Here is a 13,525-nt window from a genome sequence, read left to right as displayed (position 1 = left end):
ATAACCAGAATTTGAGATGGCCAATACGTTGATACTCGTGCATGGTTTCCTGGATACAGGCAGAAGAATGGCCTGGATGTCAAAGCAATTGAGCGCATTGGGATGGAAAGTTTTTACACCTTCGTTGCTGCCCAGTAATGGCACCGAGCCCCTCGAGAAGCTTGCCGAACGACTAAGTTCATTTATCCGGGAAAATACACAGGAGTCCGACCGGATCGACATCATTGCTTTCAGCATGGGAGGCCTGATAGCACGATACTATCTTCAACGCCTGGGTGGGTTGTCTAAAACGGACCGATTGATTACCATTGCGACGCCGCATAATGGTACCCTTGCCGCCTATGTGCTTCCCTTCGCGGGTGTAAGGCAGATGCGCCCAAACAGTGATTTTCTTAACAGCCTTAATGCGAATGCCGGGCAATTACAGCAATTGGTCTTTGTCTCCTATTACAGTCCTTTTGACCTGATCATTATTCCGGCCAGATCTTCGATGATGCCGGCCGGCAAAACTTTCAAAGTATTCGCATTAATGCATCCCTGGATGATTTTTGATAAGAAACTCCTGAAAAAGATCACCCATGTGCTGGAAGGGCCTGTTGACTTCGAGTTGAGTGAAGCATTTCATGCGTCACCCCATTTACTTTCCTCAAAAAATAGCGATTGTTGCCCATCATCACCGGACTGACGTACAATATATACCGTTACATCCAACCCCAAAATCACCGCTCATTTCACGAACCATACCAATCCCCGATCTCCTGCGCCCGGCAATAATTCTCATGTTATCACATATCCGAGAAGTGATTGAAATTTCCGCACTTGGATTATATTTGCATTTACAGCTAATCTATATTCCAAATCGAGAAGGGTAATCAGCCTGTTTGCAGACTATGAACGGCAAGGTTTTGATCGTTGAAGATCAGTTTATCGAGGCCAACCACATTCAAATGGTGCTTGAAAAGGCCGGCTATACAGTCATAGCCATTGCGCACGACGTCCGCTCGGCACTGGAAATCATCGATGTCACGCTCCCCGACCTGGTTTTACTTGACATTTATTTGAAAGGAAATCTGACAGGCATCGACCTTGCGCGTGTCCTTCGCAAGCGGGACATTGCATTTGTATACCTGTCGGCCAACTCATCCAGGGAAATCCTGGACGCGGCTAAAAGCACTCAACCCTACGGTTTCCTCGTCAAACCATTCCGGGAAAAAGATATCCTGGTCACGCTGGACATTGCCCATTACCTGCACCAGCAAAAGTCGGAATTATCAAAACCTCAACCGCCGTTAGACATACCCGTCAACTCAGCATTACCTACCATCGTAGGCAGCAGTCCGGGCCTTTTAGAGGTAATGGAAAAAGTCCGCATTGCCGCGCCATCCGATGTTTCCGTACTGATACTCGGTGAAAGTGGTACCGGCAAGGAAAAAATCGCGGAAAGCATTCACAAATTATCTGATCGCCGGAAACATCCGTTCGTTCGGGTGAATTGCGCGGCCCTGCCGGCGGCACTGATCGAGTCCGAGCTGTTCGGGCACGAGAAGGGCGCATTCACAGGTGCGTCCGAGCGCAGGTCGGGCAGGTTCGAACTTGCCCAGAACGGGACGATATTCCTGGATGAAATCGGCGAGCTGACCCTTTCCATGCAGGCAAAGCTGTTACATGTGTTGCAGGAAAAGCAAATCGACCGGATAGGCGGTAAAACACCTATCGACCTCGACATCCGCATTATCGCCGCTACCAACCGCAACCTCGAAAAAGAAGTAGCGGAAGGCCGTTTCCGGCTCGATTTATATTACAGGCTTAATGTTTTTCCCGTAGCACTCCCACCGCTCCGTGAACGAAAAGACGACATTATGCCGCTGGCGATCTATTTTGTTCAAATCTTCGCCGCCAAATTCGGCAAGAGCGTGTCCGGCTTTTCCCCTTCCGTTTCCAGGCAACTGGTGAGCTACGACTGGCCGGGAAACATCCGCGAGCTGCAACATTTGATCGAGCGCAGCGTGCTGATGAGCTCCGGCGACACGATCAACGGTATCAGCCTGCTAAACAACGCCAAAGCGGAAATTTCACCGGAAGGCGGGGCTTCGAAAATCAAATCGATGGAAGAAATGGAACGCGACTACATTATCCAGATTCTCAAAAAATGCAGTGGGCGAATCGCCGGCACCGGTGGTGCTGCGGAACTGCTGGGGCTTAACGTTTCCACGCTGAACTCGCGGATGAAGAAACTGGGGATCAATAAATCAACTACTTTTTTTGCCTAGTAACAAAAAATACCACCTCATGTGAAGCGGTATTTTCTCGTTACAACTGTACTTACCAAACACTTGGCATCGCCCGAAAGTGTCCTATTCCTTTCAGCAAAGTACAGGGTTATCTAATTGATTTTAAATGGATATTCAATGATAACTGTTGTACAAAGCTATTCTTTTACTAACCTGTTCTGATAGGCATACAATTGCTGCTTGGCATGCAAACCGGATTGTTCTCACCCAAAGGCGAACGTGGACCCGCCGCACTGTCTCCCACAACATCACTGAACCTGAACTAACTGCGTACTACTTACCGGGCGGCCGTCCGAAGTGATTCCCTGGATCACCACGCGCAAAGTCCGCACCTTGTCCGACAACGGAAACCGCAGCTGGCTTTGCCCTTTGCTGTCGGTTTGCATTAATGGTTTCCAGTAAAGAACGTCGCGGTCGTCGGCAGCACCGGAAACGGCATTGGCTCCCGGCTCCGTGTCGTAGCGCGGTACATAAAACTCCCGCTGCACGGAAGGGTAGCCTATAAACTGGATCGGAAGCATATCCGACTCTACTTTTCTACCTTCTTGCATCGACCGGCCGCGTTTCATGTAGAAAGCAATTACGCCATTGGCTCCTCTGACACCATAAATACCTACCGTGCTGGCGTTTTTCAACACTTCGACTCGCTCGATATCCCTGGGATTGAAGACTAGCAAAGCAGTGCCGTCCGGGTCCTGGATAGGGACGCCATCTACCAAAAACAACGGCTGCGTGCCACTGTTGAAGCTGCCGACACCCCTGATGATTATGTTGTACCCGGGCGGTGTCGGCGGTGAGCCCGGCTTAGCGGAAGTCTTATGCACTGTTACCCCGGCGAAACGCCCCTGGACCATTTCGTATAAATTCGGATACATCGGGGACTTTTCATCGAATTTGGCAACGGCATCGGCTACATCGTGCAGGCTGCGCATTCTGACATCCTCAGGCCTGTCATCGGTTTTCTGGCCGCGGACCGTAATTTCTTCCAGCTGCTTCACAGTTTTGTCGCGATAGAGGTCGGGGTTCGCCTGCTGCCGATCCCTGGCTGCTTCCATCTGAACCGGTAATGCAGCTCCGCTAGACAATGCGGGTATTTTGCCGGCTTCCCAACGTGGTCCTGCTCCTTCCCGCACCAGTACTACCCTGCCCGGAGAGAGGCGTTTGGATTTACTGTCTGAGATTTGCGCCATGAGCTGCACGGTATCCATAACAGTCATTCCCGCCAATTTGAACAGCCCTTGCTCGTCGGCGCTGGCCATTTTTACGAACGACTTACCTGCGCCCGTCGACGCAACCGTAATGTGAGCGCCGGGTACCGGCTGTTTTTTCGAATCCAAAACACGGCCGGTGAACGACAAACCATCCGCCAGGTCCTGCTCCGCCGTGCCACTGACGCGCCGCCATCCCTGCGTCAACAGCAGGTCGTCCAGATCCCGGCGCGTTTTATCGCTTCGGTCGGCGAGGTAACGGTTGGCATTTTCGACTATTCCCCGAAGCTCCCCGGTGAGCAGTAAATGCGTGTGTAAAGTAGCGGTGGAATCCTCGGACACCTTATTGACATCCGTGATGGACGCCGATAGCGCCGCGGATGCCGGAGAGCCGTTATCGGCGAGGCTCACGCTCATAACGACCTGCTCACGAGGCTGGTAACGGGATTTGTTCAATGCTAACACCATCCGCACCGGCGCGACAAATTCAGGCACAAAAAACAGCCGCTCGGCCTGGGGCCTCGCTGAACCGTCATAAAGGGTAATTTGGGTGAGACCTGGCGACCAGCCTGTCATCGGCAAGCTTACTTTTGCTATACCTTTTTGCAGGATCATCTTTCGCTGATCAACAATGCTGCCGCGCTGTTGAATTAAAATATACACCGAATCGCTCGCAGTCTGGTTAGCGCTCATGACGGTCAGTGCCACCCGGGCGGTATCGCTCACCGCGTCGACCGAGAGTAACATCCCTTCCGTTTCCAGCTTGGGTAGAGGGATGTGCTGCCGCTGGCCCATGTAAACTACATCTGCATAATAGGATCTTTGAGCGTTTGGCTGCATTGAAACGCTGGTCATCCCTTGCGGGTTAGTTTTGAAACGCGTTACTTCCGCTCCAATGTCATCCACAATAAGCCCGTCAACTGTTAAACCATGGCCATTCGGCTGCACAATTTTGATCCCCAAACGGGCCGGCAATCCCGAAATCCAGCGGCCGCCTTCCGGTAAGATCCGGATATCCAAAGAGCGGGACAGCGTGTCACGATCCGCAGAAGTTTCATTTCGAAACAAGTTATAAATGCCCACCTGGCGCTCGAAAGCCGGACCAAGCTGGGCATTGTCTTCATCCGTATAGGCGCGCAGCCGGTACGTCCCCGCGGCCAGCGTGTCCGACAGCCGGAAGCTGCCCTGACCGCGTCCGTCCTCCACGCGTATCCATTGGTGCTGCACCAGCTGGCCTGCCGGCGTAAGCAGGTCGACATGCATTGCCGCTTCTCCGCCGGCGCGCTGGTCGTTGGCCGCGTCGAGTAAATACGCACTCATCCAGACCCGGTCGCCTGTGGCATAAACCGGCTTATCGATATGCACAAACACGCTAGGCGACAGCAACTTGAATCGCTCATTAAAAGTTACAGTAATCCGGCTGGTGCAGGTGTCGGGCAGCGCAAGCTTTCCCTGCGTAACCAACGGGCCATTTGTAAGTTCCTCTTGCTGGTTGCCCCTGGGTGTCCATTCTGCGGGCAGCATGGTTGAAAGCCGGTCGCTTGCCATCGATCCCTGCGCTTCCATTCCCTCGGGGATCGTGATCACCCCGTCGGAGGTCATTTGCAACTGGCCGCTGGGCAGTCTTATTTCCGTATAGGCGTAACGCGCATCGGGATAGGGCGAGAAAGTCGAGGAGGCTTTCGTGTAGAGCACAACGAGCTTCAAAGGAGAAAACAGCTTCCGTTCATTCGGCAACCGTCCCGGCTGGATCAGCGTAGCAATTTTGACCGGTACCAGGCGCTTGATCTCTCTCACTGCGGCTTCCAGTGTAATTGTGCGGCGATCGATCGGAATGGACCTTGATGGATCTTCCTGATAAACCAGAAAACCAGCCTGCTCGTACGAATTATCGATGAGGCTGGCCATCAAATGCCGGATCGACCCCTTATAGGCGGTCTGCCGGTTATGCAGAAACCGTTCGGCCTGCCGTTCATTTTCCGGTTTTAGTTCTTCAAAACGTGAAGTACCGGCCGAATAGACCTTTACCGAGGTAGCATCGAAATGTTGCAATGCATAAATAAGCCGGTAGCCCAGCGCCTGATTCTCGATAATCAAGGGCTCACTGGCCGTCGCATACAAATGCCCCTTGTCTTCTTTGAAATTAAGGACTTCGCTGTTTACAAGCACGCATTGCCCGCCAAACGGCTCCCCGAAGAGCTGCTTTTTAAACTGCCGCAAATGGCGCTCCCAACCTTTCGGGTTCCCCTTTATTGTAACCGCATCGAGCATTTCCGCACTTGCTTCAAGCGCGAAATTGGCTTTTTGCGGTGATGTGTTTTCAAACCGGATCTTATGCGTGACAGAAACATACCCCACAAACGAAGCTACGATCTCAACCGTACCGAGCGGAATCCCGCTCAACTTATACGCCCCGTTTTCATCGGTGACTGCGCCCTGGGTACTGCCGTTGACATATACATTTGCAAACGGCATAGGCTTCCCCGTCGCCGCTTCTGTCACCTGGCCGGTCAACACGGCTGTCTTCTGGCCATGGGCCAACATTGAAAATCCCGTTAACAAGATCACTGTTAACCATTTACCGAAGGAGGAAGAGAGGTAATGCATAGTTGTCAAGTTACTATGCAGAAAAGCAGTATGTCACCTATTTATAACTATGGGGCATTGGATGTTAATATAGGCAAAGGTTCCTCCGCCGAAATGTCTATTACAATCTGATTAAAGTCGTCATCTTGGACAAGAAAACTAATTCATTATGTAATTATTGAAGATATCCCAACGGTTACAAGAAATTTTACGTCTACCAGAAGCATTATTCCGATCGTTCCCTATGAAAAAGCTTTTCTACCTGTTGATCATCATGCATTGCATGTTATCCTGTAAAAACAAGGAAATCGAAACGGTGAAGGGACCGCCGGGACCTAATGAGGGGGACACGAGTATTTACAACTCCGGACATTACCGGCTGACGAAGGTCCTTCAATTCAGCAAATCGGATTCCCCTGAACCCTACGCATACGTGCAATTCGATTACGACGCCCAGGGAAATCTCGTGCGGGAAGCCATGTACGACGCACCTGACAAGCTCGTGACATACAAGACTTATACCTACCTCGACGGCCGTAAGGCGACGCAAAACGTGTACGACGGCGTTGTAAACAGCCCGACTTTGTCGCGAACGATCACGTACACCTACGAGGGGGATCTGCTGACCCGGGAAGATGTGACGAGTGTCGATGGCACGGTACTGCGTTCCGTCCATAATGTGTATGCCAACCGGAAGCTGGCCGAAACCTATACTTTTTCACAGTCTCTGGGCAAACACCATAATTCCAGATACACCTATGACGGTCGCGGAAATGTGGCCAAGATGCAGTCGTATATGTACAACAACGAGCTCTCCAACACCGAAAACTACACCTACGACGACCGCAACCGCCTGATCAGAACAGAGCGGTTCGATCACCGGAATCAGCTCGAAGTGGTCACTGTTGCAGCATACACGGGCAACAACACTTTACCTTCATCGGAAACAAACCTGAATGCCGCGGGTAATGTAAGATCCGGCAGAACCTATGATTTCGATGTCGCCGGTAACCAGATCCAGACTATGATAGGCACCAACATTTTGAACAAGAGAAAATATTACGGCAAACTCCTGCGGGAACAAATATCGTATTCGCCTGAATGGGGTTTTACGGAAATGGGTATGAGCCGGTACGAATATGAGAAGAGGTAGCTGGCTCGGGAGCCGTTAATTTTTTGACGATTGGCTAGGCCTGCCGCATTTGACGGCGGAGATCCGCTACATATTCCGATGTCACTTCCAAGGCGGTAGCGATCTGCTCGTCAGTAAGCAAAGATTGCTTAATAAGGTTACGTACAGCGTTTTCAATACCTTCCTTCCGGCCTTTCTCCACAAAAACATCCAGCGTGCTCATAATTGTATCCTTGATTTGAGTAGGTAGTGAAGCAATCAGTTCCACGATTTGCTGCTCGCTCAGCTCACTGCTTACGAATGTATAAACAATCAGGCTGGTTTGCAAGTTCGGGTCAATCTCGCCGGCCAGCGTCAATATTGTTGGGATCAGCGCGTTGAGGCTACTCTTTAACACGCTGTGTTTCATGGCCAGCAGCGAAGCTGCGAGAAATTTGTTACGCAAAGCCTGGATCTGCTCGTCCGGAATCCGGCCCAAGTCATGAAAAATGTATTCATAGTTTGGCACAAACTCTTGAAGTTCCGCATCGAGCCCGTCAAATAATGAAGACAAAGTTTTGTATTCCCACCGGGCTTTGCCGTGATAAAGCAGTATCGGGATGATCAGCGAAGGCGGTTCCCCACTGGAAATCTGTTTTAAAAGGCCGGAAAAAATGTAGCTACCAATCTGAATAGGCGTGAATTTGTCAACATAGCTTTTATGTTCGATCAACAGAGAAATTTTCACTTCTCCTACCCCGTCAGCTTTATGGCAAGCGTAGACGATATCTGAAATAGATTTCTGTAATTCCTTGGAGACATACGTATCCGGAAGTTGCCGCAATGTTGAAAAATCCAGTTTATCAAGAAGATATACCGGCAGACAGGAACGAAAATAGTCCAGGGCAATCTGTTGGTTACCCATGATTGCCCTTATAAATGTATCGTGCTTCGATGCCTGTTCACCCATAAGGCAAAGATAGAATTTTCCACTACCTCTGCTCATTGTACTCTCCTCCCATTCACATCCAGCGATATTAGTAGCCATCGAAATTTCCACATTTGGCTTTTTTCAATAAAAAATTAGTATTAACTGATATCAACATACTTTGTATTCCATATTTATTCGCTTCCCAATGCCCAGGCCTGGATAAGGTTCGTCAAGTAAAATGCGACGAGGCTCATCCGGGTAATCAGTTTTTTTTCAACTAAACCAAACGAACTAGTTTATGAAAAAAACGGAATTCTACTCACCTTTCAGATTTGCCCGAAAACAACTTACGCCTCTGGTATGCACCATGATAGGCGTCCTGGCATTCTGCGTTTCCGCCATTGCCCAACCCGTTTCCGGGCTGGTCCTCGATGAATCCGGCTCCGGCCTCCCTGGTGTGAGCGTCGTTGTAAAAGGGACGGCAAATGGTACTACTACCGACACCAAAGGGAAGTTTCAGCTCGACGTCCCCGGTGAAAATCAGACACTCGTGTTCAGTTTTGTAGGCTATGCGACGCAAGAAATAGTCGTCAGCAAACGTACAGCCATCACCGTTAACATGGCGGTCGAGGACCGTTTGATGACGGAAGTGGTTGTGGTAGGTTACGGAACCCAGCAAAAGGTAAACGTGACCGGCGCGGTGGGCGTCGCGGATGCCAAACGCATCGAAAACCGACCCATTGCCAACACCGGCGAGGGACTTCAGGGCGTTATACCGAACCTTAACATTACGGTCCGCAATGGCGACCCCGCACAATCGCCGACCTTTAATATCAGAGGTTATGAATCGATCAACGGAGGGGCGCCGCTGATCCTGGTGGATAATGTGCCGATGGATATCAACCGGATCAATCCGAACGACATCGAGAGCATCAGCGTGCTGAAAGACGCCTCCGCCGCGGCCATATACGGTGCGCGTGCCGCATTCGGCGTGGTGCTCGTCACGACCAAAAGCGGCAGAAGCGGCAAAGTGCAGGTAAACTTCGGAACGCAGTTTTCGCTCGCCAAGCCTATTTTTAATATGGATGTGGTCACCGACCCCTACCAGTTCGTGCTGGCGCGCAATGCAGCGAACATCCGGACGCTGGGCGCACCGAGCTACAACGACCAGTTCGTAGCGGCCGTGAAAAAATACTCGGAAAACCCTATTGCTGAAAATGAATGGGGCGTGGTGGACGGCGCATTGCAATACTACGGCTACAACCGCTACCAGGAAAAGATCATGACCAGGTACGCGCCTACCAACCAGCAGGACCTGTCGATCTCGGGAGGCAGCGACAAATCTAAATTCTTCTTTTCGCTCGGACGGTACAGCAAGGACGGATACCTGCGCTACAACAATGAGAAGTTCAAGCGCTACAACATCCTGATGAAAGCCGATTTCCAGGTCAATAAATGGCTTAACCTTTCCGAGAAAGTCGTTTTTAACTCGCAGAACAGCGATAAGCCGCATTTTTACAACTGGGACGTAAATATCAACTCGCTCGCCAGGGTGAACCCGCTGCAAGCCATTCAGTTTCCCGATCTTCCTCAATATATAACTCCCGGAGATCATGACAAATACGCGCCTTTGATCGGCAAGTATTTCGGTGGGACCAACTTCTTCCCCTACCTGCACGACGGCGGGCGCGAAACCTTCACCAAAAACGACCTGTGGCTGTCGCAGGAAGCGGTGCTCACTCCCCTGCCCGGCTTGAAAATCACCGGTAACTTCGCCTACAATATCTACAATAACATTTACCAGGATGTGCAGAGCAAGGTAGAGATCGTATCGCAGGATTTAAAGGAAGCCAACCCGATCAGCTACGGGTTCAGCGGCGACGACTGGATCAAGAATGTGAACGATTATAACCGCTATTATGTGCTCAATACATTTGCGGAATATACCTTTCAAAACCTGGGAAAACATCAGCTGATGGCGCTCGTGGGCTACAACCAGGAAATGGGTAACTACCAGTCGGCCACTGCGCAGGCACGGTCGCTGATCACCCCGCAAGTCCCCGACCTCAGCACGACTACCGGCACGCAGCAAACCATCGGCGGACGCTCGCAGGTGGCGTTGCGCGGGGTGTTTTACAGAGTGGCCTACAATTACGCCGATCGCTATCTGCTCGAATTCAACGGACGTTACGACGGCACCTCGCGCTTTCCCAAAAACGACCGGTTTGGCTTTTTCCCATCCTTCTCGGCCGGCTGGCGGGTTAGCAATGAGAAATTTATGGCAGCAACCAATGGCTGGCTCGATAACCTCAAACTGAGAGGCTCTTTTGGAACACTCGGAAACCAGATCATCCAGAACCGCACCACCGGCGCGCAGATTTACTACCCTTCGGTATCCACAATGGGTTCCGGACAAGCGCCGTACATTTTTGCGGGTTCGCTGATTCCCTATGTTTCCGCAGCCGGGCTTGTGAGCCCGACGCTGACTTGGGAGTCGGTTACTTCCAAAAACATCGGCCTCGACCTGACCCTTTTGAGAAGCCGGCTGGATATGTCGCTCGACATTTACGCACGCGATACCAAGAAAATGCTCATGAATGTCGCCTACCCGGACATTCTCGGCACAACCGCTCCCCAGGAAAACGCGGCAGACCTGCGCACCAAAGGATGGGAACTGTCCGTAACCTGGCGGGATAAATTCAAAACCGACTGGACCTACGACGTCACCCTTGCCCTTTCGGATGCCAGCGCGACCATCACAAAGTTCCGCAACCCGTCGGGTGCATTGCCCAATGAAGGCAGCGGGATCTATTACGAAGGCCAGAAACTGGGTGAAATTTGGGGGTACCAGACTGTCGGGATATTCCAGTCGGCCGACGAGGTAGCTGCGGCGCCTAATCAGTCGCGGCTAGGCAACAACTGGCGGGCGGGCGACATTCAATATGCCGATCTAAACGGTGACGGGATCATCAGCTCAGGCAATAACACCCTCGGCAACCCCGGCGACTATAAGATCATCGGGAACTCTTCGCCCCGGTACACGTACGGGATCAATGCGAGCATCGGCTACAAAGGGTTGCGGCTTACTGCATTCTTCCAGGGCATCGGAAAGGCCGACTACCTGCCCAACAACGGAAACTGGAACTGGTTTTACCCCTTTAATGCAGGGCACGTAGAAAAGTATTACCTCACCGACACATGGTCCGAATCGAACCGGGATGCCTATTTCGCAGCCCCGCACATTGCTACCAGCGATAAAAAGAACATCCTGCCGCAATCGAGGTACGTTCAGAATGCCTCGTACCTGCGTGCGAAGAACATCATGCTCTCCTACACATTCCCCTACGATCTGACGAACAGGATCGGCATTTCCCGTGCGCAGGTATTTGTGTCGGGGATGAATATGTTTGAATTCACGAAAATCCGCAAACCGCTCGATCCCGAGACCATCCGGACTCCGACGATCGAGTATCCTATGCAGCGTATCGGGACGATCGGTATCAATATATCCTTTTAAGCGGACAGACGAAGATTCACCAGGTTATTAAATCAAATCCTTATGAAAGATATATTCTTAAAATCCATAACGGCCATTGCCCTGCTCTTGCTGGCGGGATGTAACGATGAGTTTCTCGACCGCAACCCGATCGACAAGATTACCAATGCAACTTATTGGAATACCGAAAGCGATCTCGCAGTTTACAACAACAGCCTTTACAATATTGCCCGCAATGACTGGAAGATTCCTATCATGATGGGCCACACCGAGGGTTTCGACAGCCATTTCGGCAACATCTGGTCCATTGACGAGCTCTCGGACAACATGGCCCCGCGCGAGCCGCGTCATAACTTTTTCCAGCAGATCCGCGCAGGGAAATACAATGTACCGTCCAGCCCCGACTGGTTTGGCTACCAGGGCTGGGATTTTGTGAGGGCAATCAATGTAGGTCTTGTCAATTACGACCGCGCCAAGGTAAGCCCGGCTGTCAAAGACAAATATGTTGCCGAGGCGCGGCTGTTCCGCGGGTGGTTTTATGCTGATAAAGTGCAAAAGTACGGCGACGTCCCGTATGTGGAAAAGGAGCTTACGGTTGAGTCGGAAGAGCTTTATGCGGCGCGCACCCCGCGTGCGGAAGCCATGCAGAAGGTGCTCGAAGACCTGAATTTCGCCAGCCAGAAGCTGCCCGACAGCTGGGGTGATGGCAATGCGCCGGGCCGGATCAACCGCTGGGGAGCATTACTGGTAAAAGCGAGGGTATGCCTTTACGAAGGGACATTCAATAAGTACCACGCAGCCGGCGACTCCAAAATGTGGCTCGAAGAAGCGGCCAAAGCAGCCGCAGAACTCATGGACACCGGCCCATACCGCATTTACAACACCGGTAAACCGAAAAGCGATTACAATGCCTATCACCGGGTGCTGGACCTCGCCGGAAACTCCGAAGTGATTTATTGGAGGAAGTACAAAACGGGCGTCATCAACAACCACGTCCAGCAATATTTCAGCTATACCGGCGGCGCGACCAAGAGCCTGGTGGAAGATTATTTGTGTACGGACGGGCTGCCGATCACATTGTCACCGCTTTACAAGGGCGACGAGACCGTTGAAAGCACCTTCGAAAATCGCGACCCGCGCCTGCGCCAAACCATCCTGCACCCCGAAGACACCGGTCTGTACAAATACCACCTGGCCGACGGCCGCGCCTACCCCATGCTGGAAGGCATGCCGGGCGGCGGCTTTAAAACCACAACGGGCTATCATATTATCAAACATTACAATGCCGATGATATGATCGGAAAGGCTTACAATACCGGCGAGTCGCCCGCGATTACGCTCCGGCTCGGGGAGGCGCTGCTGATCTACGCGGAAGCGGCGGCGGAACTGGGCACCATCAGCCAGGCCGACCTCGACAAAACGATCAACAAACTCCGCGACCGGGTGGGTATGCCGCACCTGCTGCTGTCCAAAGTTCCGGTAGACCCGCGTTACACCAAGGATGGCATTTCGCCGATCATCGCGGAAATCAGGCGCGAACGGCGGATCGAGCTGTTTATGGAAGGCCAGCGGTATGCCGATCTGATCCGCTGGAAACAAGGCAAAAAACTGGAACTACCATCGATGGGCGTCCGCTGGAACGATGCCGCGAAAAAGCGTTTCGCGGGTACTACCATGAAGTCAGACATTGACCCTGTTTCCGGCAAAGAGTATATTGCCGTTTACAAAGGTACGGACTATGAAATACCCGTTTTTGATGAGAAAAAGCATTATCTCTGGCCGATCCCGCTGAATACGCTGGCACAAAACCCTAAGATCAAGCAAAATCCGGGTTGGGAGTAAGAATAGCTGCATTAGTACCATCCGGCCGGGTCGTATACCGGCCGGGTGTTTATTCAATTA

Annotated in this window: 7 protein-coding genes; 5 read left to right on the top strand and 2 right to left on the bottom strand. The window is 51.7% G+C overall.

Features of this window, described 5'->3' with window-relative positions:
* Nucleotides 1–16 precede the first annotated feature (16 nt).
* On the top strand, nt 17–685 hold the full coding sequence (locus tag BLQ88_RS06175) for an esterase/lipase family protein (RefSeq protein WP_090147667.1): 669 nt from the start codon (nt 17–19) through the stop codon (nt 683–685).
* 205 nt (nt 686–890) lie between these two features.
* Nucleotides 891–2,270 (top strand): sigma-54-dependent transcriptional regulator, encoded by a 1,380-nt coding sequence (locus BLQ88_RS06170; protein ID WP_090147665.1) that lies wholly within the window; start codon nt 891–893, stop codon nt 2,268–2,270.
* A gap of 269 nt (nt 2,271–2,539) precedes the next feature.
* On the opposite strand, the gene BLQ88_RS06165 is transcribed toward BLQ88_RS06170, so the two are convergent.
* On the bottom strand, nt 2,540–6,043 hold the full coding sequence (locus tag BLQ88_RS06165) for a carboxypeptidase-like regulatory domain-containing protein (protein ID WP_310590140.1): 3,504 nt from the start codon (nt 6,041–6,043) through the stop codon (nt 2,540–2,542).
* Between the two features lie 286 nt (nt 6,044–6,329).
* Here BLQ88_RS06165 and BLQ88_RS06160 point away from each other — a divergent pair, with 286 nt between their 5' ends.
* Nucleotides 6,330–7,238, top strand: a complete 909-nt coding sequence (locus BLQ88_RS06160) for a hypothetical protein (RefSeq protein ID WP_090147661.1) — start codon at nt 6,330–6,332, stop codon at nt 7,236–7,238.
* A gap of 34 nt (nt 7,239–7,272) precedes the next feature.
* Here BLQ88_RS06160 and BLQ88_RS06155 read toward each other — a convergent pair whose 3' ends face one another.
* Complete coding sequence (locus BLQ88_RS06155; RefSeq protein WP_176884914.1) at nt 7,273–8,166, bottom strand: Rpn family recombination-promoting nuclease/putative transposase; 894 nt, start codon at nt 8,164–8,166, stop codon at nt 7,273–7,275.
* A 259-nt stretch (nt 8,167–8,425) separates the two neighbouring features.
* Here BLQ88_RS06155 and BLQ88_RS06150 point away from each other — a divergent pair, with 259 nt between their 5' ends.
* Nucleotides 8,426–11,644, top strand: a complete 3,219-nt coding sequence (locus tag BLQ88_RS06150; RefSeq protein WP_229212601.1) for a SusC/RagA family TonB-linked outer membrane protein — start codon at nt 8,426–8,428, stop codon at nt 11,642–11,644.
* A gap of 42 nt (nt 11,645–11,686) precedes the next feature.
* The gene (locus BLQ88_RS06145; RefSeq protein ID WP_090147659.1) at nt 11,687–13,465 is read left to right on the top strand and encodes a RagB/SusD family nutrient uptake outer membrane protein; all 1,779 of its coding nucleotides are present in this window, start codon (nt 11,687–11,689) and stop codon (nt 13,463–13,465) included.
* Nucleotides 13,466–13,525 lie beyond the last annotated feature (60 nt).

It is taken from the genome of Dyadobacter soli (assembly GCF_900101885.1).
Taxonomy (GTDB): Bacteria; Bacteroidota; Bacteroidia; order Cytophagales; family Spirosomataceae; genus Dyadobacter; species Dyadobacter soli.
The sequence above is the reverse complement of the archived record's forward strand: the minus strand, read 5'-3'. Positions and strand labels throughout refer to the sequence as shown.

Coding starts and splice junctions, on each gene's coding strand:
- BLQ88_RS06160 (WP_090147661.1), top strand. CDS start 6,330: ATGAAAAAGCTTTTCTACCTGTTGATCATCATGCATTGCATGTTATCC.
- BLQ88_RS06170 (WP_090147665.1), top strand. CDS start 891: ATGAACGGCAAGGTTTTGATCGTTGAAGATCAGTTTATCGAGGCCAAC.
- BLQ88_RS06145 (WP_090147659.1), top strand. CDS start 11,687: ATGAAAGATATATTCTTAAAATCCATAACGGCCATTGCCCTGCTCTTG.
- BLQ88_RS06175 (WP_090147667.1), top strand. CDS start 17: ATGGCCAATACGTTGATACTCGTGCATGGTTTCCTGGATACAGGCAGA.
- BLQ88_RS06155 (WP_176884914.1), bottom strand. CDS start 8,166: ATGGGTGAACAGGCATCGAAGCACGATACATTTATAAGGGCAATCATG.
- BLQ88_RS06165 (WP_310590140.1), bottom strand. CDS start 6,043: ATGTTGGCCCATGGCCAGAAGACAGCCGTGTTGACCGGCCAGGTGACA.
- BLQ88_RS06150 (WP_229212601.1), top strand. CDS start 8,426: ATGAAAAAAACGGAATTCTACTCACCTTTCAGATTTGCCCGAAAACAA.